The organism is Paenibacillus sp. CF095 (genome assembly GCF_900101225.1).
Lineage (GTDB): Bacteria > Bacillota > Bacilli > Paenibacillales > Paenibacillaceae > Paenibacillus.
Window position 1 is genome coordinate 3,271,926 of sequence record NZ_FMZN01000001.1, and the last position, 22,579, is coordinate 3,294,504.

The window sequence follows — 22,579 nt, forward strand, 5'->3', positions numbered from 1 at the left end:
TCAATCCCCCGAGGACCGCGAGGTCCTTCGGTGTTCTCAAGTGTATGCAGCAACCTGTTAAAATGTTCATAAAATGTGCGAATGGTTGAGACCAGTAACACCTTGGACTGATATAGGATTGTGCATCCCGCTTTGGTCTTTAGCTAGTCTGTAATTCGTTTGTTTAAATTATTTCATCAGGGGAACCGTGCTAAAATAATCACAAAAAAACCTGTTCAGCATTGAGCCAAACAGGTTTCATATTATGGAATAAGAACGATCACTTACGGGATAAGCTCTTATTTAATTTTGACCGTACCTTCACCCAGCATCTTCTCCATATCGGAGAACAAGGCTGGAGATGGTTTAATCCGGTAGGCATCACTCAGCGCAAGCAGCTTCTGTTGTTGCTCATAGAAGAGCACTGTCGCTACAGGTCCGGGATGTTCCTGAAGCAGCTGCTTCAGACGTGCCAGAAGCTCAGGCTTCTCCGCATGCGGGGCAATCTTCACGAACACCCGCTGCTCCACGGCCCGCGGTTCGCGGCTCTGCGCCGGGCTGCCAGCCGCCTCAGCGACACAGCCAGGCCGGGAAGCCGCCGCCGTGGCTGCGCCCGTACCCGCCGCATCGCTGCGCGTCGCTGCCGAGCCTTGGCTCCCGCTGCTACGCGCACCGGAAGCATTCCCGCCTGCGCTGCTGCGCTGCGCTTCGGCTCCTGCGCCCGCTGGCCGCCGCGGCGAAGCCGACTGCGCCGGGCGCGAAGAGCTGCCGCTGCCGGGCTTGCCGCGCCGGTCACGGCTGCGCAGCTGCTGCTCCAGTGCCGCCGGTGACAACGGCACCACTTCCTCAGCCAGCAGCTTAAACCCTTCGTCCTGCTGCTGCACTTTGGCACGCACGACGAGCAGTTCACCTTTCCCGACATGTTGCTGGCTACGCCTCCATACCTCGGGAAAGAGAACGACTTCACAGCGTTCAATCTGGTCTTCCAGCTCCATGAACGCCATAGCCTTGCCCTGTTTCGTCGTGATCGACTTCACGGACACAACCATACCCGCGGCGACGGTCATCGTGTCGTCTGCCGCCTCGGTCAGCTCCATGATCCGGTCAGCCCCACTCGATTCCAACACATCTTCATAGTCATCCAGCGGATGCCCGGAGAGATACAAACCTAACAACTCACGCTCTAGCTCCAGTTGCTGCCCTGAGGAATAAGGAGGAATTTCCGGGTATTCAATCTCCCAGTTTGGCGTCTCAACAAAGTCGAATAATTGAATCTGCAGATCCTCGCGTTCCTTGCGCCATTTCAACGCCGCCTCAACAGTTTCATCCAGCATCGCCAGCAATTGGGCCCGGTGACCAGGTAATGTATCAAAAGCTCCGGCCTGGATCAGCGATTCAATCACCCGTTTGTTGCATACACGCAGATCCACACGACGACAAAAATCGAGCAGACTGTCGAACGGTCTCTCCTGCCTTACGATCATAATGCTTTCCATTGCTTGGGTACCGACATTTTTCACAGCGGCAAGACCAAATCGTATTGCACCCGTTAATTTTTCCTTATCTTCATCCGCATTTGCATTAGACACTGCATCGTTTTTCTTCACAGAGTACAGTTCACCTTGCTCCGTGTGCGAAGAAGACGCTTCTTTCCCCTGGTCATTACCATTTTCCGTTGAAGCAGCCGTCACCAATCCCGGTTCCTTCCGGTTGTCGGATGCCTCAGGCATGGATGTCGCTGCTTGCCACTCATATCCGCCACTGTCCTCTTCCGGTCCAGGACCGGGATCATCCGGCAGAGGTGCTTCACCATATTCTGCTTGTCCCGAATGCCCATCATGCTCATGAACGCGATCTTCCCTGAAGGAGCTCTCATTACCGTTCGCGGCATGTTCTTCGGCAGGGCTTCCAGCATCAATCTCTGCATCTGCTCCCGCAATAAGGTTCGATACATTGCTCTGTTCCCCGGTTCCTGTACTGCCGGACGGCACAAATACAGGTGTAAACAGAATACCGCTCTCATTCACATCCGGCGGAAGCACCTCCATGTCCATACGCCGACATTCCACTACGTACTCTGCCACTTTCCGATGACTGCCCATCACAGCTGTCAGCATGGATGCCATAAAATGAACCGGATAATGTGCCTTCAGATAAGCCGTCTGGAATGCAAGCACACCGTATGCCGCGGCATGAGCACGCGGGAAGCCATAGTTGGCAAACTTGACGATCATATCATAGACCAGGTCTGCCTCTTCCTCGCTATACCCTTGTTTCAGACTGCCTTGTACAAAGTGTCCACGCTCCAGATCCAGCACTTCCCGTTTCTTCTTGGAGACCGCTCTGCGGAGCAAATCTGCCTCACCCAGCGAGAAACCCGCCATCCGGGAGGCAATCTGCATGATTTGTTCCTGATACACGATGATACCGTACGTATCTTTCAGGATAGGCTCCAGATCCACATGGGGGTAATCCACTTCAATCTGTCCATGCTTGCCCTGAATGTATTTGGATATGAACTCCATCGGACCCGGACGGTACAAGGCAAGTACCGAGATTACATCTTCAAAACTACTTGGCTTCATCTCTTTCAGCACACGGCGTACCCCGGCAGATTCCAGTTGGAATATGCCCATCGTGTCCCCTTTCCCAAGCATCTCGTACGTTAACGGATCATCATCGGGAATAAGGCGGAAATCCGGAATTTCTCCATGTTCCCCAATCCAGCGTACACACCGCTCAATGATCGAGAGGGTACGCAAACCAAGAAAGTCCATCTTAAGCAGCCCAATAGACTCCAGGTTTTCCATGGAATACTGGGTTAACGCTGTTCCTTCACTGCCCTCCTGAAGTGGCACCGCATCGGTCAGCGGGTCACGGGAGATGACCACTCCCGCCGCATGTGTTGAAGCATGACGTGGCATACCTTCGACCTTCATCGCCATATCCAGCAGTTCACGCGTTTTGGGTTTGGTTTCATACAGCGCCTTCAGCTCAGGTGTAGCTTCCATGGCTCGCTCGATGTTAATGCCGAGCTGGGCCGGAATCAGCTTTGCAGCCTTGTCCACTTCACCATAAGGCACATTCAGTGCCCGTCCAACATCACGCACGGCTGCACGGGCAGCCATCGTTCCAAACGTAATAATCTGGGCAACATGGGCTTTGCCATATTTATGCGCGACATAATCAATGACCTCATCCCGCCGCTCATCGCTGAAGTCAATATCTATATCCGGCATGGAGATCCGCTCGGGATTCAGGAATCGTTCGAAGAGCAGATTATATTTCATCGGGTCAACATCGGTAATGTGCAACGTGTACGCTACCAGACTTCCTGCCGAGGAGCCCCGGCCTGGTCCAGTAACAATGCCTTGTTTATGCGCATAGGCGATAAAATCCCAGACAATCAGGAAATAATCCGAGAACCCCATGCTGTCGATTACACCGAGTTCATACGCCAGTCGTTGTTCAAGTTCAGCTCGAAGCTCCGCGTCTGTCCAACGTGTGGACTGCGCGTAACGCTCCTCCATTCCTTCTTCGCACAGCTGACGCAGATACGCCGAAGGGCTGAGTCCATCAGGAAGCGGTCTGTATTCCGGCAAAATCGATTTGCCGAATTCCAGCTTCAACTCACAGGACTCTGCAATGCGGACGGTGTTTGCCAGAGCTTCCGGTACATGCGGAAACAAACGAGCCATCTCTTCTTCACTTTTCAGATAGAGCTGATTCGTTCCAATTCGGAGCCGATTCTCATCATCCACGGTTTTGCCCGTTCCGATACAGATCAATACATCCTGAAGCTCCGCGTCCTCTTCCGACAGGTAATGCGCATCATTGGTGGCTACAAGCGGAATCTCAAGCTCAGCCGCCAGTTTGATCAACTGCGGATTTACCCTTTTTTGCTCGGAAAGCCCATGATCCTGAAGTTCCAGATAGAAGTCGGCACCAAAGATATGTTTGTAGCGTAACGCCGCACGTCTTGCCTCTTCTTCTCGCCCATGCAGCAGATGCTGCGGTACTTCACCACCCAGACAAGCACTTAGACAGATAATGCCCTCGTGGTGGGCAGCCAGACTTTCCATATCTACACGGGGTTTGTAATGAAAACCCTCGAGATGTCCAATCGAGCACAATTTCATCAGATTACGGTAACCCGTCATGTTTTTGGCCAGCAAAATCAAATGATGTATCGGTTGATCCTTGCGGCTTCCCCGCTCTTTGCGGGAACCTGCTGTCATGTATGCCTCGCACCCTATAATCGGCTTGATGCCTCGCTCCATACATGCTTTATAAAAAGGAATTGCACCATACATCACGCCATGGTCGGTCAGCGCAAGTGTCGTCATTCCGAGATCTGCAGCCTTATTCACGAGATCCGGAATACGCGCAGCGCCGTCCAGCAAACTGTATTCGCTGTGAACGTGCAAATGCACAAAAGAACTCATGTTTTTTTCTTCCTTTCGCCGCAGATAGTCGCAGCATCGATCTTCTGATCCGTCTGCTACCCTATCTATCTCATATATATATGAATTAAATAAATAAAAAAATGGAATCTCCTATTAAAATTCGTGACAACCTCATAAAAAGGAGACTTTATTATTCTATTTTATCATAACGTTCGGGGGCACGCCCATACAATAGAAGTACAAGCCGCTCCCCCTGTGACAGACCGAAGACAGGAGGTGTGCTGCTAGGTCAGAAAGGGGTGTTGCCAGTGAGCACATTTTTGTCCAAAGCCATTCTTGATTTCTTTATTGCGTTTGGAATCGTGCTGGGCGGCGCGATGATCGGAGGTATTGGAGCGGTGATTTCTCTTCAGCCTCCAACACAAACGATGCTCGATATTTCTGGAAAAATAAAGATATGGGCACTCGCAGCCGCTGTCGGCGGCACAATAGATCCCATGCGTGTCATCGAGAGCAATTTCCTGGATGGTAACCTGTCTCCGGCGGTCAAACAAATCCTGTATTTGATCTCTGCTTTTATGGGCGCGCATATGGGAACCGAGCTGGTGAAATGGGTGTGCGGCGGAGGCCGGAGCTAATATGAGACAGGAACAGCGTTCATGAGAATTCCGCCATTTTCCCGTTACCGCCCGCTGATGCGAATGACCGCTGTGTTTGTTCTGGGAATGATCGCTGGATGTGTCGTCTACAACGGTGTATTTCACCTGAGTTACAATGCGTTGTGGCTGAATAATCAGGAGCTGCAGCTTCAGCTGCATCAGAATGAGGAGGATATCAAAACGCTGAAAAAATACAGTAAACGCCAAACCGTTATCAAGGAAATCAAGGTCCGTGCAGAAGAATCGGATAAGGGGCCAGATGAGGCTTCTCTGAAAGTGATGTTACAGAAGCTCGGAGACGAACTTGAGGTACTTCGGGGCAGAGATGTATTCAACATCGATGAGTATAGCAAAATGACGAGAATCATGCTGAATCAGAAAGTGTACTCGGTCAGGGAAAAGGAGTACACCGTTCAGGTCAAAACGATGCTGGTTATGGAAGGCGTACTGCAAGTTTGGGTACAGATTCGCATGCACGTTCCTGCGTAACACAAGGATAATAGCAAAAAACTGCCCTTGTCTGCATCTCTGCATGGTACAATAAGGGCAGTAAATGCTTTCCAGAAAAGGAGCTGCGTCTTTGTGTTCATTGATGTACTCAAATATGCTCTAATCGCCATCTTTGCTGTTGCCATGGTTTTTGCAGCGTTGAACAGTATTCGTTCACACAGAAGCTCGGATGCTGCCAGCGCCGGTCTGTACCGTTCGTGGACGAATATCTGGATGGGTGGCATGCTTGTCGTGCTTGCGCTGATCCTGATGTTTGTCTTCACAGGCTCCACTTTATCTGTGATTGTGGAAGCGCTATTTCTGATTATGGGTGCGTATAATGTATTTGCCGGAATACGTAACCGCAGTTATTATGCGCGGCTTCAACAACGGTCCAGTAATGGATCAGGTAAAACCTCTGGACAATCTGCATAATTCGTTGAAGTGTTATTGTTGTGTCTGCAAAAAGAGAGTACTTCCCTTCATTAAGCAAAGCCAGAACCGCGCGACAGCGCAACCCGGCAGAGCTTCTCGATCAGGGAGTACTCTCTTTGTTTATGCCCGAGGCAACGTACCCTATTAGGCATGGTCAATCGACTGCAATGTCATTACCGCTTTGCATACCACACTACCTTCACGGGTAACCACAATGTCCATTTTGCATGTTCGACGGCTGGTTTCCAGAATTAACGGTCGAACCAGGATCTGATCCTCAATCTGTACCGGTCGAACAAAGTAAGTCGTTACATTATCCACCACATGGTCGTTCCCTGTAACATCCCACGCTGCCCGCCGGCCAGCCTGTGTCATCACATTCAACAGAACACCTTCGGAGATCGTACCCAGATCCGTTGCCATCTGAGGAATGATGAATCCGTGAAATAACAATTCGTTCTGTTCACCGCGCTCCTCGGCAAACCCGTTCCAGATCAGATGATCAAACGTCTCTCCCAGTTGTGGCTGCTTCTGTGCATCCCGCATGGCCTGAAGCACTTCCTTGCGTGTGACGGACGCAATCAGTTTGCGATTCCGATCCACGATTGGCAGAAAATCGATGCCTTCCCAAGTCATAATCTGGGCAGCAGAAGCAAGAGATGTCTGCAATGAGGCCGTAATCGGGCGGCGTATCACACATTTCTCAATACTTTGATCTTCTTTCAGCTCACTGACATCCTTCAGACTCACAATTCCGATGACCCGGTTCCATTCATCCACCACCGGGAAGCGATGTTCACCTGTCTCCGAAACCAACATATGAAAATCTGCGGCTGAACTGGTCACCTTCAGCACCTGCAAGCGAGGTTTCTGACCAATGATATCCTCAACAAGCATAATTTTTTTCTTAATCAGCCGGTCGAAGATCGCACGGTTAATCATTGAAGCCACCGTGAATGTATCATGTCTGGATGAAATAATCGGTAGCCCAAGCTCGTCAGCCATAATTCTTACTTCTCGGCTTGTCCCAAAACCACCCGTAATCAACACGCCCGCTCCCTGTTCGAGGGCAAGCGAGTGAGCATCTTCACGGTTACCTACAATCAGCAGACTCCCAGCGTCAATATAACGGGCCATCGCCTGTTCTTTCATCGCACCAATCACATACTTGTGCAGCGGTTTGGCGAGACCTTCGTTCCCCCCCAGCACATGGCCTTCCACAATGGTCACAACATCAGCAAAGGTCAACTGTTCCGACATGCCCCGAGGTCTCTTCTCGATCCGCACCGTTCCAATTCGTTCCTTGGTCACGACCAGCCCGAAGTTCTCCGCCTCTTTTACCGCACGATACGCTGTCCCTTCACTTACACCCAGCTCCCGCGCAAGTCCACGTACTGATATTTTGCTTCCAACTTTCAGTTGTTCAATATGTTGAAGTAACTGTTCATGCTTCGTGACGTTCTCTTCCTGTCCGTCCAACTGTACCACCCCCGAAGATGCATCTGTACTATACTGTATCTATTATAACACGGCTCTAGGAAAATAACCCCACCTCTACCCATTCTCATAGGCAAGTTCGTCATCTGAATTTATTCATCCGATTAACCTCTAATTCTGTATGTACCAAAAAAGACCGGCCCCCTTGTATCAAGGGATTCCGGTCTTCCATGTTGGATCTCATTCTGTACCTTATACTGACTCGCTCCGCTCCTGCTTGTCCAGCAGTTTCATCTCCCACTGCCGCAGCTTCGCCCGGCGAACGGCTTCCAGTGCACGCTTCTTCTCTTCATCCACACCGAGAATAAAATGCAGATGTGCACCAACGATTAATAAGGAGAACAGCACCCATACGATGCCAAAAATATTAACCCAGTCCATTCCTCCAGCAAAAGAAATCCGCGGCAGTGCAATGACCAGCATCGACAACGCAATAAGCAGATAGATCACATGTTTTGCTTTTTTCAACCTCTTCACCATTCACAGCTCCTTCGTTCTTGATCGACTCTATATGTCTAGTCTATGAACGATAAGGAGCCAATATGAAAGGTTCAGGTAAAAAAACAAGACAACCTTTTAGTACGTATTCAAAAAGATCAGTTTTCAGTACCGAGAAGATGGAATGAAGCTAGAAATGGAGTAGCGGAGCGTAGGACAACTACGTGAGCAACCGCAATGTTTCCGCAGGAAACAACCTTCGTAAGCCCACACTTATTTCGGCTGAATTTCATATTCGATGCTGATGATGCCGCTAGGCATCCTTCGTAATCAAAAGTGGACTTTTTGAACTACCTTTTTACGCTTCAGCACCACCGTACAGATGACCCAGGCTGTCAGCAATAATTTTGTTCACGTCTTCAATGATGACACTGAGGCGACGCTCCGCATCAAACAAGCGACGGATGTTCAGATTCAAGCTCAGTACTTCGAACAGTTTCTCCATTTTCTCCATCTCATCCGGAGCTGGCATATCCCCGCTCATCATACGTTGTTGCAGTTCCATTTGTTGATCACGGAAGTTATCCAACATTGCTTTTGCATCCGGATCAGCTTCAATCAGCTTCATCGCGGAAGTAATCTCTTCCACCTCGCTGCTTTCTCTCAGTGCTTTGGCCAAATCATTGGCTTTGTCATAAATGTTCACTATTATTCCTCCTCAGATTGGTTTGTTCATCCGTGTTAATACACGCTTTTCTCTCCTGTCAAACAAGGGCGATCTGAAACAGGTCATCAATAACCTGCCTCGAAATCAAATGCATTTAATCCATATGGGTCAATCACCAAGGGTTATATGTCCTCATATGATGAAGCACATGCCATGTTCAGATGCCGTTCAACTTCGAGATCAGACATCAAGTTGCCGCCCGGAAGGAGATCCGTGATGTCCACTAAAAAAGTAACGATTCAGGTTACCGGCTCGGGCATCCTGCAGGACGACGTCATCATGCTGGGCGAAGGGGTACTCAAGGCGCTTAAAATCCCTTCAGGAAGGCCGCTTCAGCTGCAATTTGGCTCTTTCCGCCGAGAAGTCACTGTCATTCCGGTTCCAAGGTATGACGGGCTACGCATCAATCAGACAGTTGCCAGCAAGACCGGTCTCGTTCCACGTTCGGTCCTGAGGGTATCCTATCGTTCAGCCAGCCGTACGCTTCGCCTTGGACCCTACATCAGTGTACTGGTTAGCCAGGATTATCCCGATCAGCCCGATCGGCCCTTTGGCTCCATCACGATGTTCTGTCAAGAACTGGTGAACGCCTGCCGTAAGCAAGGCGCCTATGTATCCTTTTTCACACCGGAGGATATTGGAGCGGTAACGGGTTATATGAAAGGCTGGGTGTATGATGACGGCTGGAAAAAGACTGTTCTGCCTGTAGCAGACGTCGTCAATAACCGGCTAACGTCCCGCAAGCTTGAGAACAAACCTAGCGTACAGCATTTTATGAAAGAAGTAAAATCGCTCTACGGCACGCAAACCTTCAATGAAAAGTTTCTGGACAAAAACGAAGTGTTTGACGCACTCAAGTCCATTTCAACGCTTAAACGAGTTCTTCCCGAGTCTCATTTGCTCAAGACGTCCGCCATGCTCAAGACGATGTGCAACCGACATCCGGTTGTATTTCTGAAGCCCGTACGCGGTTCTTTGGGTAAAGGGATCATCCGGGTCTCACGTCAGACTGACGGAAGCTTCCTGACTCTGGCGACTGGCGTCGGGGGTACCCGGAAACAAACGTATACTTCTCTGGATAAACTGTATGCCAGTATGTCTGGGAAAATGAAAACAACGCGTTATCAGATCCAACAAGGGCTGACTCTCATTGACAACAGTGGCAGACCCGTGGATTTCCGTGCGCTCGTGCAAAAAAACCGTACAGGTAAATGGAGTGTAACCTCCATCGTCGCCCGGATTGCGGGCGGGAGTCACTACGTATCCAATCTGGCACGGGGTGGAAGTCTCAGCACCGTCAAGGATGCTGTTGCCAAAACACAGTTGTCTGGATCAGCCAAAGCTTCCGCGTATGCAGGATTGCACACCGCAGCACTGGATATCGCAAAAGGGATCGAGAGTGCCATCCCTGCTCATTTTGGTGAACTTGGTATTGATCTGGCTCTGGACACCACTGGGCGCGTATGGCTGCTGGAAGTCAACTCCAAACCATCCAAGAATGATAATACACCACTGAGTGAGAGCAAGATCCGCCCTTCCGTCAAAGCCATGCTTGAATACTCTACGTACCTGGCGGGTTTTTGAAAAGTTATTTCATAGAGGAGAGGTGCAGCGTAATGTTTCCATCATCTCAGACCAAGACACTGGCCATTCTGGTACGTGCAACCGAAGGCTCACCTCCCTTTACAGATGAACTTTTCTGCCGTCGTCTCAGTTTGGGGAGCATGCGATACGCCCTTCAGATTATTGTGATCCCGATATCGAATGATGCAGTCCATCTCCCTCTTCAATGGGGATATGCCTATCATCAAGGGAAGTGGAATTCGGCACCTGTTCCTGCAGTCGATCTCATTATGGATCGTTGTCTTCGCCCTATCTCCAGGTACGTCAGACAACAGCTTAAGGAATGGATACCAACCAACGGCACAGATCAACACCGTTATTGGTCTGCTTCCCTTCCAGGAAAATGGGAGGTACATCGTGTGTTGTCCCGAAATCCTGAATTGAGGTCACAACTTGCTCCCACAACCCGGATAGGATCGCATATTCCTTGGGAAACATGGCTGGACCGTTGGCCCAGAGGACTGTTCTTCAAACCGGTATCCGGGACTCATGGCAAAAATACCTTTCGCCTGTCTCAGGGAGCGACTCCATCAACATGGGTCGTGGAGGGGCGTAACGAGGACAATGAACCCTTTCTTCTTACATTCAACCATACCCAGGCTGTATCTTCCTGGCTAGCATTACATCAGGCTGAGCGTAAGATGATCGTGCAGCCATATCTGGAGCTTAGCCATCATGGAAGAGCATTCGACATACGGGCTCTAATGCAAAAGAATGGGCAAGGTCGCTGGACGCTTACCGGATGTATGGTACGGGAAGGACCCGAAGGTTCACTCACGTCCAATCTTCACGGTGGGGGTAAAGCATATCCTGCCCACGCATATCTGCTCCAGCGATATGGAACGATCCGCACGGAAACTCTGCTGAAGAGCATCCGGCAGACTGCTACTCTTATCCCCACCCTGCTGGAAAGCCGTTTCGGCAGGTTAGCCGAATTGGGGCTTGATTTCGGAGCAGATGCAGAGGGCCAACTCTGGCTAATTGAAGTCAACTCCAAACCAGGCCGCACCTCATTCGCAGAAGCGGGCGACCGACGCATGCATACCCTGACTTATACCCGGCCGCTTGCCTATGCCCGTTATCTGTTGCAACAACATGTTCTCACGGACGTCATTCGTCCAATGAAATTGCCGAATACATCCAGCAAAGCTGGCCTGAAACCCATCCCGATTCACGGCGGCTGAGGCCCGCAGCGCCCGCTTGCCATGGAGCCCAAGGATCTTTTCAGGATAGGAGGATAAATCATGAGTTTGACCTTTTGCAATCTGCATTTCACCAAGCAACCGGATAAAGTGGTTTATGTATCCAACGCTTTAATGAAGAGCCTCAACCTGTCCGGCAAAAAAACGGTGCACCTTCGCTTCGGGCGTGACCGGGTACCTGCAACGATCAAACCAATCAAAAAAGCAGGTAAACATCTGTATCTCGCTTCAGGTATCCGTAATATGATGAACGTTCCCAAACGGGGCAGTATCTATCTCCGGAATTTGCAAAATGATGAGGTCCAGTTAGGTCCACTGATCGGCGTACTCTCTGATGGGCCTGCGACGAGCACTAATCCATTCGGTTCCCGTACTGGTTTCATCAAACAGTTACTCCGTGAAGGTAGCCGTAAATCTTACATTTACGCATTTACTCCCCGGGATATCAATTGGCAGAATGAGACGGTATCGGGTTTTTTTCTGAATGATAACGGAAGCTTCACACGCAAAACAGTACCTCTGCCCGATGTTGTCTACAACCGATTGCCGAGCAGACGCTCAGACTTCTCACCAGCAATCAACCAGCTGCGGGAACGATTTGTTCGCCGAAAAATTCCGTTCTTCAACTGGAGCTTCTTCAACAAATCGGATATCTATACGTTGCTGGAGAACGAGCCGGCAGCAGGACGTTATATCCCTGAATCGATTACCAATCCTTCCGTTGAACAGATGAAGGAAATGTTGGAACGCCATCAGTTCGTCTACTATAAGCCTACTGCTGGAAGTCTGGGGAACGGGATCTACCGCCTGACTTATTCGCCCAAACGCGGATATTTCGCACGTTATCGCAAAAAAGGCGGTAATGCACTCCTGCGTTTTGGGTCCTTCAACAGTCTGATGCGCATGCTTCAGGGAAGACATGGCAAACAGCTACGCGGATATGTTGTTCAGCAGGGAATACGTCTAATTGAGATTGATGAATGTCCAATTGATTTTCGTTTTCACATGCACAAAAATGGTAACAATCAATGGGTTGTTGTCGGGATTGGAGCCAAAAAGGCAGGACGTGGCAGCGTCACAACACACATCAAAAATGGCGGCTCCCTAATGACTCCTGAGCAGGCGCTCAGTCGCAACTTCGGCGATCGTGCGGGAGAAGTTCTTCAGCAGGCCAAATCCGTCGCTATTACACTGGCCCAGGCGATTGAAACCCAGCACCAGCATCTGATTGGTGAGATTGGCTTTGATCTGGGCATTGATCAGGAGGAACATGTATGGATGTTCGAAGCGAACGCCAAACCCGGGCGCTCCATTTTCCGTCACCCTTCACTCCGGGTGGAGGGCAAATCGTCGGTGGAGCACATCTTGGAACACTGCCTGTATTTGAGCAAGTTCCGGAAGAAGGAAGAAATTTGATGAGCCTTCATGATGATTTCAAACCTGTCATTGCTGTTTTGACCATGCATGATAAACAGCGCATGTTCAGGGGAAATCATCAAAATTTTCAGGATATCTTACAGACAGGCGAGAGCATGGGATACGTGGTGTACATTGTGACTGTGCGGGATCTGAACGTGAGTGGTCCCACCGTGAAAGGATATACGTACAACAAGGGGAGTGGAAAGTGGGTTTCACAACCTTTCCCCCTTCCCCATGTTCTGTACAATCGTATTCCCAACCGGGAAGACGAAGGAAAACCTTCCGTTCAGCGCAAGATTGACGAATGCATGCAATCAGGAATCGAACTGTATAACCCATTCTTTTTTAACAAATGGGATCTGTTCGAATGGCTTAAGAAGTCCAAATCGACTCAGCAACTGATCCCTTATACTCGGCGGATGCGAAGTGCTTCTTCTCTGGGTGCCGTTTTACGGGCGTATCCCTATCTATACCTTAAGCCCGAGAGCGGCAAAGCTGGCAAAGGAATCATGATGCTTAAATTCCAGGAAAAAGAACGGCTTCCCTACCGACTCAAAATACAAACCACACGTAAAAGCACGACCTATAAAGCAGCTACACTCTCCAAGTTATGGGCACGAATCCGCAAAGAAACCGGACATACGCCCTATATCATGCAACAAGGCATTGAATTGGCATCCTCTCGTAAACGCCCCTTCGATTTGCGTGTTCTTGTACAAAAGAACACCAAAGGCCAATGGAGCGTAACCGGTGTAGGAGCGAGACTTGCTGGCTCCCGCAGCATTACAACTCATGTGCCACGCGGCGGGAGCGTAGAAGACCCTGAGAAGCTGCTGACTGAGCTTTTTGGCGAAGAAATGTCAACAACCCTGATGAAACGTGTGAAATCCACTTCATTAATGATAGCAAGACAGGTAGAACGGGGATCAGGTTACACGCTCGGAGAAATGTCCATGGATCTGGGCATTGATGACCTGGGGGAACTCTGGTTCTTCGAAGCCAATGCAAAGCCCATGAAGTTTGATGAACCACAGATCAGACGGCGGTCATTGGAACGTATATTTCACTACAGCGCTTATCTTGCCCGTCAGTCCAAACGATGACAGACAGGAATACTGCAAAAAGAAGGTGATTGTTTGTGTCCTCACCTGTTCTGGGCATTATGACGTTGTACTTAAATGAACATCGCGCTCTTGAAGAACGAAGCGTTTATCGCAGAATGATTCTTGAAGGGCGCAAGCGGGGACTCGATATCTATGTATTCACACCAGCCGACGTACACCCCGGCGGCAAACAAATTGAAGCCATGGTTTTTCATGAGGGAAAAGGCTGGTCCAGGGAGTGGCGATCATTCCCGGACCTGATCTTTGATCGCTGCCGGATTCAGCGTAATCGAAGGTTCCAGCAATTGCTTGCTTTTCGTGAGAAATATGGGCATCTGCTCTTTCTGAACAGGCCACTGCGCAATAAATGGACCATCCATCAGACCCTTTTACAAAAAGCAAACTTTCGTGAACACCTGCCGGAAACCGCTCTATTTCAGGATATGTCCGATGTAAACCGGATGCTCAAAGTTTCTTCTCTGGTCTATCTCAAACCCATTAATGGAACAGGCGGACGTGGTATTCTGCGCATTGAACGCAGCAGTAGCGAGGCTAATACGGTGCTTGTTCAGGGGCGGGATCAGAAGCGTCGTATCATCACTCCACGTAAAGTTCATTTATCACGACTTGGCGCGTTGCTCCAGCACTGGAACATGAAAGACAAGTATCTTGTACAAAAGGGCATTCAACTTCAGCTTCCGAATGGACGTGTGCATGATTATCGCATGCTCGTTCAGAAGAACGGTGACGGACAATGGGAGCTTACTGGATGTGCTGGACGCATGGGTGCAGAAAAAAGCGTGACCTCCAATCTGCATGGCGGCGGTCAGGCAATAGCGATGAACCGACTCATGAAGCAATGGATCGAAGATGACGACCTCCGAGCAGAAATTAACACAACTGCAGAGACGTTTGGCATTGATGTTGCTTCGTTTCTGGAAGATACGTATGGGGACCTGTGTGAGCTGGCACTGGATTTGGCGATTGACAGAAGCGGTCGTATCTACCTGCTTGAAGTTAATCCCAAACCTGCGCGTGAAGTATTCGCTCGCATCGGGGAGCGGGATATCTATTATAAAGCCATCACTCAACCGCTGGAGTACGCCTTATGGTTATATCGCAACAGACCTCCCGGAACGTCCAGAAAGCCAGCCAATCCCAGGCCCGTTTCGCAAAAATCCGCCAGAGTAAAAAGAAAAAAGAAAGCCAAGTGAGTGAAGAAAAAGCAGGAGTCTATGTTCGCCAAGTGCGAGCATCTGCTCCTGCTTCACTGTTTTTATTTCTATTCTTTCGTCCATTGCAGCGTTTCGTTGTCAATCACAATATATCCTTTTTCCTCACCTTGCACATAAGCTAATGCCAATCTCATCAGGTCAGGTTCCAGTTGGCATGTGGTAACACGTGTAACCTGGTCTGTATGATCCGCAGGCAGGCACAACGTCAGAATACCCACTTTGCCCGAGAAATCAGTCTTGCCCTGAATGACCGATGTTTCCGACTTGGAACCATACACCTCAGATACCCAGCCGGGCTGCTCCGTCAACGCGAAGGCTCCCTTCCCGATGCCTGCCGTAACCCATTGCATCGTCAGCGTTATGGAAGATGCCTCATAGCTCATATCCGCCGTCATTTCTCCAGCTGCATTCATTCTCAATGCAATATCCGCTTGCGGATGCAAGTGAAAACGTTGCTCCAGCGTATGCTCTGCTTCTGCTTCCAGCCAATCCACAATTAGTAGTATAGGGATCTCCACCCCTGCCAGCATCCACCGACGATGTGTAACTGGATCTGGCAAATGTGTATATCCATCCTGTGAAGCATCAATGAAGTGATAGCTGTCATTGCTCTCCCAACGTAGCGTTGTGGCCTGAGCCTCCGGTTCACCCCATTGCTGTGTGGAGAGATAAGGTGTCTGATCCAGACCATCCACTGTGACGGTATTGTGCGCCCGCGTACTTTTGAAATACCGCCGCCATTCCCCTTCTTCATACGTATAACGTCCGGTGTCCGTGAAGAAAAGCTGGTTCTTCCACATCCACTCCACATTCAGCGCATCTGCATGTCCGTGTGCTCCGCCCATGGCAGCCGCATCAAAAAAAAGATATTGATACTTGTCCCTCATGACATAATATCCTGTCTGCGGAAAAGCCCGGCTCGACAACGCCGGAGAAGAAGAAGCCTGTAGTCTGAGGCATCGCTCATATTTCTCCACACCCAGCAACCAGAGACACTCCGAGCTATCTGTTCCGCGAGCCATCAAATCATCATCGTCCAGAATCGCTCCAAGCAGGGTCAGTCGTTGTCGTCCATCACCAACCCAATCCGAATCACCAATACCGGTAGACTGATGATCTGGTCGGATCAGCGCCTCGGTGAATGCAGCCATTTGGCGCAGACAGCGGGCATACCATGCCGAGAAAGGATGTCCTGATATCTCGCCCAACCGATAAGGGGTGCCAAACATCTCGATGCTGGCATTGTGGTAATGTGTTGTCAGTTCAACCTGTATTCCTTCTTCACCCAACTGATGCAGCAAACACAACTCAAGACGTTCCATCGCCACTAGACGCCAGTATGGACTTCGCGGATGCTGGTGGTAGAACGTAGCAATCATGAACAACCCTTGCATATGCATAATGGCATGATTGATTTCCGTGCTGCCGAGGTAACGGGTCAAAAACTCGGCGTGCTCGTTCAGACCTTGTCGGAACTCCGCTTGAAAGCCTTCGTCTATCAATGAACTTGCTTCCATATATTTATATGCCGATATCCAGGACTGCACACGTAGTCCCGTCTCCAGCAGGCGCCATGGACCGGGCTTTTGAAAGAACACGGCCTCGTCATAAACCAGATTTACAGGTACCGGGTTTTGCTGTCTCCAGCTACGGAAGTGGTCAATAAATGTTGTTACATATAGCGGATTGCCCTTCATCAGATACGCCTTGCCTAGATCGAGCATATGCCAGTGTCGATTGATGCCCCATGTGAACTCCAGATCATTGGTCGGGTTGTGAAGCCAGTCCACGGGTGTCCCCATCGGAATCCAGCGATTCAGATCGTTGGTATAAGGAACGATAAATTCATTCAGGATGGCACGATTGGCTATCGTGAGCGAATTTCGGGCTTCTTCCGGAAAATGTTTTTCATAATATTGGGCAGCCCGTTGCAGATCCGTTGCCGAAAGGTAAAAATCGCTCATTGGGACGCCTCAAGGAAATCCTGACGGAACGGGGTAAAAACATCCAGAATGACGGAGTCCTCCAGTGCCTTGACCCCATGCGGGACGTTAAAACCGGCATAAAAGCTGTCCCCTGCTTTTAAGATGCGAGTTTCTTCACCGACCTGTACCTCAAAGCTGCCTTTGACGATATAGCTGACCTGCTCGTGCGCATCATGGGAGTGAACTTCTCCAATACCCCCTTTAGCAAAGGTAACCTCCACCATCATTAATGTACCGCCCATGCCCAAAATCTTGCGGGAACTCGTTTCGTTAATGATATGTGCATCGATAGACGCATGATTAATAATCATTTTGCTTTTCCCCTTTCCTTGTGAGTAAGCGACCGAAGTAGTTAAACCACGGCCGCTATGAACGTTTATTAGTCTTCTGTGGACAATTTGCCTTGAAGCTTGGAAGAATCAAACGATGGATCAGCAGTTATATTGGTCAGCCCTGCTGCTTTGGTTTTCTCCAGAGCTGCATTGTATCTCGTATCCAGATCCTTGATTACACTATCGAGATCACCACCCGTGAATACATAGATGGAGAATGCATCGCTCCATTTATTTCCTTCCAGTGAACTCTCGGTCACCACACTTGGATTTGCCGGGAAAATGGCATCATAACGTTTGGGCAGGAAACCTTCAATGCCCGGAATGCTTGGTTTTTTACCAGAGCTTAGTACAGCAGGAATCAGTGAGATTCCGTATCCTTTTTCGTAATACTCACTCTGAAGATCTGTGCTGTACACATACTCCATAAACTTCCATGCCGCTTCCTTGTTGGCAGAATCTGCATTGATGCCGATGTAGGAGCCCCCGATGACTTGTGAAGCGCCCTTGATCGTTCCATCATTTGTTGGCACAGGAGCCGCTGCCCAATTTTCTTTTGTAGGAAACTGATCTTTATATACCCCTGGTTCACCAGAGTGGTTAATGTACATTCCGATTTTACCTTGAGCAAACTGGGCTCTGAGCGGATCGATGTCCAGACTTTCAACACCTGGCAGCATGCTGCCATCCTGATTCATCTGACGAAGTGCCATTGCGATATCCTTGTACATCCCAAAATCAAATTGGCCAGTCTTGTAGTTGTAACCATCAATACCAACATTATTGCTTGCACCTGCAATCGTATTGGCTGCTCTCCAGAAACCGCTGCTGCTCTTGAACGGGCTGGCAAAACCATAGATGCCTTCACTTTTACCAACTTCGGTAATTTTTTTGGCATCCGCAACCATCTCAGCCAACGTTTTTGGCGGACTCTCGATCCCTGCCTTTTTGAAAATATCTTTGTTATACACAAGCCGCCAGACCTGCCCTGTATTGGGGAGGGAATATATTTTTCCATCAATTGTGTTTTTATTCTCAATCAAGCTGTCTTTAAACACGGCCTTCATCTCATCACTCATGTATCCATCGATCGGGGCGAGATACCCCTTCTGATAATACGTCTGAAAATCATTAACTTGCAGCACATCGGGTGCCTGCTTGCTGGCAAAAGCAATATCAACCGCCTGTGGATAGTTGTCCCCCATCACGGTCATCTCCACTTCAATGTTGTCCTTGTTTGTCTGGTTGAACTCATCGATCTTGGATTTCATAAAATCAGCATCATGGCGGTCCGGTGTCCAATATATGATTTTGGTTTTCCCTCCGGCATCCTCCCCGCTGGTCCCCGATTCGCTATTTGCCGAAGTACCACTGTCAGCCGAACAACCTGCCAAACTTAGCGCCAGCAATGCACTTAGCGTAGTCACCATCCACTTTTTAACCATTGATATGCCCCCTTATGCTTGTCTGGACAACCCGTTTGGTTATCCGTTAACGTAATGATAATCGCTACGCTTTCATGGAGGTGAGGGACATTCTGACTTTGCATGGTGGGAAAAATGACGTTCCGTATCGGTTTCAATTCTCATACATTTGTCGGAAGCAGGTTGGCGTCATGCCGCAATATTTCTTGAACAAACCGCTGAAATAAGGCCTGTCCTCATAACCCAGCCTCTGGCAGATCTCTTGCACCTGTACACCTGCAACTAGCAATTCTTTGGCCTTTTCCATCCTCATCTTAGTAATATATTGAATCGGCGTTATGCCGGTTTCCTTTTTGAAGGCATTGGCAAAGTAACTCGGACTTAAATGTACGGATTGGGCACAGGCATGCAGCGTCAGATTCTCTGCAAGATTCAGACTGATATATTCCTGGGCTTTGCTAATCGCCTGTTTGACATCGGTGAGTCGTTTTTTGTCCATAATCTCGCAACCCATACTGCTAAAATGTTTGATATATCCCCTCCAGCCCTCAAACGTCAAGGAGCGCATCGCCTCAAGCACTGTCAGGTCGGCCTCCAGACGCAAGCGTTCCTCTGCTGTAATCTCATCACAAAAGGCACGGTAGATGGCAAAAGCCAGTCCAGACAGCAAACGAATCATCGTGAGAGGCTCGGGAAATCCTTCGGAGACCTGCCATTCTTCGAGAATTTCATCAATGATGCGGTGACAGGTGCTCTCATTACCACATTTGAGTGCGTAAAAAAGCTCTTTCTCCTTCTCCAAAGGATATACCGGAGCCACACAGGCCTGATTTTCCAGTTCAGTATACTGGAGGATGCAATTTCCTTCACTGTAAAAACGATAGGATATCGCCTGATCTGCATGTGCGTAGGACGTCCAGATTTCCTGTGGTCTGCGGGCAATCGTACCAACACCAATCGAGACTGTTTTTTTGCTGAATCGCTCCACATTTTGGCGGCATTGCTCCAGTAGCTCAGAGACGTCGATCTGGCTTGGTGTGTTAAATATGGCTGCAAGCCGGTATCGGTTTTCCCGTAAAACAACGCCTTTGGTATAGCGGTTTAAGGTTTCTCCCACAATATTTTGGACCGCAAAAGGAACGATTTCGGCATCCAGATGCATCGTGTATCCATATCGCGTATAACCATCCACCTCGATGACCATGACGAGAAGATTGGATGAATCGAGATCAATGTGCAGCTCGTTCCAGCGACTTTCATTCAGGAAGCCCCCGATTTCATGACGCAACAAGCCCAGGAGATAGCTGTGACGCTCGTACTGGCTGCTACTCTCCACCTTCTGCTCCAACTGTTCCAACTGTTTGCACTGTGCCTGCTCTTCCGTAATCACCTGTCTTACCTTCAACACCGCACCTAGTATTTCTTCAGGGGTAAACGGTTTGAGCAAATAATCGGATGCACCAAGCTTGATGGCCTCCTGTGCATATTGAAAATCAGAATAACCACTGATGAAAATAAATTTGGCTCGCAGTCCGGCATCCAATGCCCGCTTCATTAGTTCCAGCCCGCTCAGCTTGGGCATCCTGATATCACTAATCACGATGTCGGGTTGCTGCTCCAGCAACAAGGACCAACCGCGCTCTCCATTGCCCGCCGTGCCTACAATCCGAACCTGATGATCCTCCCACGGAATAGTTGAAGATATGCCCTTTACAACTGCCTGGATATCATCCATAACACACATCGTCAATTGGCCCATACTGCCCCTCCTCAGGTGATCGGAATCGTGATAACAACCGTTGTTCCCACATCTGTACTGCTATGAAATACAATTGAGGCCACATCCCCGTAGTGAAGGCTTAATCTGCCATGGAGATTGGATAGGGCATAACCTTTGCGTCCCCCGTCAGGAACATCCTCAGCATAGATGCCGGCTACATCCATACCACATCCATTGTCAGCCACCTCCAGCCGTAGTGTGTCACCCTGACGATCAATGCGGATCAGGATAACGCCCAAATCTTCTTTGTCATTGAATCCATGCAGGATGGAATTCTCGACCAAGGGCTGAAGTAATATTTTTAAAATATCAACAGCGTAACAAGAGGGGTCCCCCACCTCAATCCGATAAACGAACAGATCCTCATAACATTTTTGCTGAAGCTGCATGTATTGTTCGACATGTTTGATCTCCTGCTCCACACTGGTGATGTCTTTACCATCATTCAGGCCCAGACGGAATAATAAGGATAAGGAGACGATCATCTCACTTACATCCTTCTTCTCTCCGCTCTCACTTTTCCAGAACATCGTATTAAGCGTATTGTAGAGGAAATGAGGATCAACCTGCGCCTGAAGCGCCTTGACTTCAAACCGCCGTTTGTCTTGCTCCGTTGTCCGTACTTCTTCAAACAGAATCTGAATCTGGTCCAACATCCGGTTGAAACGATGCCCTACAGCGCTGACTTCATCGTCATACTTGCTGCGAAACCGTACATCCAGATCATTAGACTCCACCTCAACCATCAAGCGTCGCAGTTTGTTCAGTGGCTTCAGCAGAGCGGAGGCCAGCAGCCTGGACAACCCGAGTGCGAGCAAAATGCAAAACAACATGATCAGGATGATCAGCCAGCGTATCTTTTGGAGGGGGGACAACAAGTCAGCCTTGGACTGTACACTTACCATGACCCAATCCTCGTTCATCGACAATGCCGAATAGTTAACAAGCATGTCCTCCCCCTGATCGTTCCTGTAGGTGAAATCCCCAGCATCGTCACGGCTAAACTGTTGTGTAAAGTCAGGCTCCATAATGAAATCGTAATTTCGGGACCTGGGCCGAATGACTTCATTTCCGTTTTTGTGCAGCAAAAACAGTTGAATCTGGTTATTCATGAGATCCTGCGTCAGAATGTCTCGCATCGCCTCTTCCTTCATATTGACGACCATATATACATTCGAATAGGTATGATTATCGATCACAATGGGTTTGAGCAACAGAGATAACACATTTCCTCGGGATTGAAATAACTGACTCTGATGTGAACCAAACCACATCGTATTCCAGCCTTGCAGCTTCACGTAGCGTCCGTATTCCCTGTCGAACGAGTTATTGCGATTCGGAAAATCTTTGGTTGAGAAAAAATCACCGATAGGTGTTTTCAGATATGCGGTATCAATCAGTGGCTCTACGAGCTTCAATTGAGCAAACGATGTTTGCAGCAGCGAGAGATTCTGATAATAATGAGATGTTTTATTTTTTCCAACGTCCTTCATAACCTGGGTGAACGTTTCATTAAGCATAAAAGAAAAAGAGGATACAACAATGTGCCTTAGATGTTCATCCATAACCTGCACTGATTTGTTCAGAATGCTTTGTTTCAGTTCAAGTGCATTCTGCTCAATGCTTCGTGCAGCAAAGAGATAAGAGCATATCCCGGTCACACTGATGCACAAGACCACGAGAAAAATGTACAGCAGCTGTATTCTTTTTTTCAGGGACATTTTATAAAAGTCGAATATCATCGGCGCTCGCTCCTTGAACACGGCTTGGCCTGTCCGCTGTGAATTAAAATGAGTATAGCACAGTGGAATAACCCGTAAAACCGTTTCCATGATTGTGCTCACGC

17 protein-coding genes are annotated in these 22,579 nt (G+C 49.1%); 8 read left to right on the forward strand and 9 right to left on the reverse strand.

All coding sequences use genetic code 11. The features are described from left to right. Nucleotides 1–278 precede the first annotated feature (278 nt). The gene (locus tag BLS69_RS32565) at nt 279–4,424 is read right to left on the reverse strand and encodes a DNA polymerase III subunit alpha (RefSeq protein WP_256332300.1); all 4,146 of its coding nucleotides are present in this window, start codon (nt 4,422–4,424) and stop codon (nt 279–281) included. Between the two features lie 269 nt (nt 4,425–4,693). Here BLS69_RS32565 and BLS69_RS14265 point away from each other — a divergent pair, with 269 nt between their 5' ends. The 3 genes from BLS69_RS14265 (at nt 4,694) to BLS69_RS14275 (ending at nt 5,968) form a co-directional block, all read left to right on the forward strand. Continuing rightward, nucleotides 4,694–5,023 (forward strand): YtrH family sporulation protein, encoded by a 330-nt coding sequence (locus tag BLS69_RS14265; protein ID WP_026081169.1) that lies wholly within the window; start codon nt 4,694–4,696, stop codon nt 5,021–5,023. A 21-nt stretch (nt 5,024–5,044) separates the two neighbouring features. Further along, complete coding sequence (locus BLS69_RS14270) at nt 5,045–5,533, forward strand: sporulation membrane protein YtrI (RefSeq protein ID WP_017689500.1); 489 nt, start codon at nt 5,045–5,047, stop codon at nt 5,531–5,533. A gap of 93 nt (nt 5,534–5,626) precedes the next feature. Further along, the gene (locus BLS69_RS14275; RefSeq protein WP_017689501.1) at nt 5,627–5,968 is read left to right on the forward strand and encodes a YtpI family protein; all 342 of its coding nucleotides are present in this window, start codon (nt 5,627–5,629) and stop codon (nt 5,966–5,968) included. A 144-nt stretch (nt 5,969–6,112) separates the two neighbouring features. Here BLS69_RS14275 and BLS69_RS14280 read toward each other — a convergent pair whose 3' ends face one another. The 3 genes from BLS69_RS14280 to BLS69_RS14290 all read right to left on the reverse strand — a co-directional run bounded on the left by BLS69_RS14280 (nt 6,113) and on the right by BLS69_RS14290 (nt 8,609). After that, the gene (locus tag BLS69_RS14280; protein WP_036609860.1) at nt 6,113–7,447 is read right to left on the reverse strand and encodes a DRTGG domain-containing protein; all 1,335 of its coding nucleotides are present in this window, start codon (nt 7,445–7,447) and stop codon (nt 6,113–6,115) included. A gap of 210 nt (nt 7,448–7,657) precedes the next feature. Next, the gene (locus tag BLS69_RS14285; RefSeq protein WP_085981456.1) at nt 7,658–7,942 is read right to left on the reverse strand and encodes a hypothetical protein; all 285 of its coding nucleotides are present in this window, start codon (nt 7,940–7,942) and stop codon (nt 7,658–7,660) included. A gap of 319 nt (nt 7,943–8,261) precedes the next feature. Then, nucleotides 8,262–8,609, reverse strand: a complete 348-nt coding sequence (locus BLS69_RS14290; protein ID WP_036609862.1) for a YlbF/YmcA family competence regulator — start codon at nt 8,607–8,609, stop codon at nt 8,262–8,264. Nucleotides 8,610–8,846: 237 nt separating this feature from the next. Here BLS69_RS14290 and BLS69_RS14295 point away from each other — a divergent pair, with 237 nt between their 5' ends. From BLS69_RS14295 to BLS69_RS14315, 5 genes are read left to right on the forward strand one after another with little or no spacing between them, the layout of a single operon-like run. Further along, complete coding sequence (locus tag BLS69_RS14295; RefSeq protein WP_074094376.1) at nt 8,847–10,214, forward strand: YheC/YheD family endospore coat-associated protein; 1,368 nt, start codon at nt 8,847–8,849, stop codon at nt 10,212–10,214. Nucleotides 10,215–10,246: 32 nt separating this feature from the next. Next, nucleotides 10,247–11,437: a YheC/YheD family endospore coat-associated protein gene (locus tag BLS69_RS14300; RefSeq protein WP_091032555.1), complete on the forward strand. Its 1,191-nt coding sequence runs from the start codon at nt 10,247–10,249 to the stop codon at nt 11,435–11,437. 60 nt (nt 11,438–11,497) lie between these two features. Next, entirely contained in the window at nt 11,498–12,871 is a 1,374-nt protein-coding gene (locus BLS69_RS14305; protein WP_091032558.1) for a YheC/YheD family endospore coat-associated protein, read from the forward strand. Then, a complete protein-coding gene (locus BLS69_RS14310) occupies nt 12,871–13,977 on the forward strand; it encodes a YheC/YheD family endospore coat-associated protein (protein ID WP_091032561.1) in 1,107 nt (368 codons plus the stop codon). Before BLS69_RS14305 ends, BLS69_RS14310 begins: the two co-directional genes overlap by 1 nt. A 35-nt stretch (nt 13,978–14,012) precedes the next feature. Then, nucleotides 14,013–15,191 carry a YheC/YheD family endospore coat-associated protein gene (locus BLS69_RS14315; RefSeq protein WP_091032563.1) on the forward strand — a complete coding sequence of 393 codons (1,179 nt, stop codon included), beginning with the start codon at nt 14,013–14,015 and terminating at the stop codon, nt 15,189–15,191. 68 nt (nt 15,192–15,259) lie between these two features. Here BLS69_RS14315 and BLS69_RS14320 read toward each other — a convergent pair whose 3' ends face one another. The 5 genes from BLS69_RS14320 to BLS69_RS14340 form a co-directional block, all read right to left on the reverse strand. Then, nucleotides 15,260–17,176 carry an alginate lyase family protein gene (locus BLS69_RS14320; protein WP_091032566.1) on the reverse strand — a complete coding sequence of 639 codons (1,917 nt, stop codon included), beginning with the start codon at nt 17,174–17,176 and terminating at the stop codon, nt 15,260–15,262. After that, nucleotides 17,173–17,508 carry a cupin domain-containing protein gene (locus BLS69_RS14325; RefSeq protein WP_091032567.1) on the reverse strand — a complete coding sequence of 112 codons (336 nt, stop codon included), beginning with the start codon at nt 17,506–17,508 and terminating at the stop codon, nt 17,173–17,175. The genes BLS69_RS14320 and BLS69_RS14325 overlap by 4 nt, the downstream gene beginning before the upstream one ends. A gap of 68 nt (nt 17,509–17,576) precedes the next feature. Further along, nucleotides 17,577–18,974, reverse strand: coding sequence for an ABC transporter substrate-binding protein (locus BLS69_RS14330; protein WP_091032570.1), 1,398 nt, complete (start codon nt 18,972–18,974; stop codon nt 17,577–17,579). Between the two features lie 133 nt (nt 18,975–19,107). Further along, the gene (locus BLS69_RS14335; RefSeq protein ID WP_091032572.1) at nt 19,108–20,712 is read right to left on the reverse strand and encodes a helix-turn-helix domain-containing protein; all 1,605 of its coding nucleotides are present in this window, start codon (nt 20,710–20,712) and stop codon (nt 19,108–19,110) included. 11 nt (nt 20,713–20,723) lie between these two features. After that, on the reverse strand, nt 20,724–22,565 hold the full coding sequence (locus tag BLS69_RS14340) for a sensor histidine kinase (RefSeq protein WP_256332302.1): 1,842 nt from the start codon (nt 22,563–22,565) through the stop codon (nt 20,724–20,726). Nucleotides 22,566–22,579: the final 14 nt, after the last annotated feature.

Bases quoted from the DNA above. Each gene is read 5' to 3' on its own strand.
- BLS69_RS32565 (WP_256332300.1), bottom strand. From the start codon at position 4,424: ATGAGTTCTTTTGTGCATTTGCACGTTCACAGCGAATACAGTTTGCTG.
- BLS69_RS14270 (WP_017689500.1), top strand. From the start codon at position 5,045: ATGAGAATTCCGCCATTTTCCCGTTACCGCCCGCTGATGCGAATGACC.
- BLS69_RS14295 (WP_074094376.1), top strand. From the start codon at position 8,847: ATGTCCACTAAAAAAGTAACGATTCAGGTTACCGGCTCGGGCATCCTG.
- BLS69_RS14300 (WP_091032555.1), top strand. From the start codon at position 10,247: ATGTTTCCATCATCTCAGACCAAGACACTGGCCATTCTGGTACGTGCA.
- BLS69_RS14305 (WP_091032558.1), top strand. From the start codon at position 11,498: ATGAGTTTGACCTTTTGCAATCTGCATTTCACCAAGCAACCGGATAAA.
- BLS69_RS14310 (WP_091032561.1), top strand. From the start codon at position 12,871: ATGAGCCTTCATGATGATTTCAAACCTGTCATTGCTGTTTTGACCATG.
- BLS69_RS14320 (WP_091032566.1), bottom strand. From the start codon at position 17,176: ATGAGCGATTTTTACCTTTCGGCAACGGATCTGCAACGGGCTGCCCAA.
- BLS69_RS14325 (WP_091032567.1), bottom strand. From the start codon at position 17,508: ATGATTATTAATCATGCGTCTATCGATGCACATATCATTAACGAAACG.
- BLS69_RS14330 (WP_091032570.1), bottom strand. From the start codon at position 18,974: ATGGTTAAAAAGTGGATGGTGACTACGCTAAGTGCATTGCTGGCGCTA.
- BLS69_RS14335 (WP_091032572.1), bottom strand. From the start codon at position 20,712: ATGGGCCAATTGACGATGTGTGTTATGGATGATATCCAGGCAGTTGTA.
- BLS69_RS14340 (WP_256332302.1), bottom strand. From the start codon at position 22,565: ATGGAAACGGTTTTACGGGTTATTCCACTGTGCTATACTCATTTTAAT.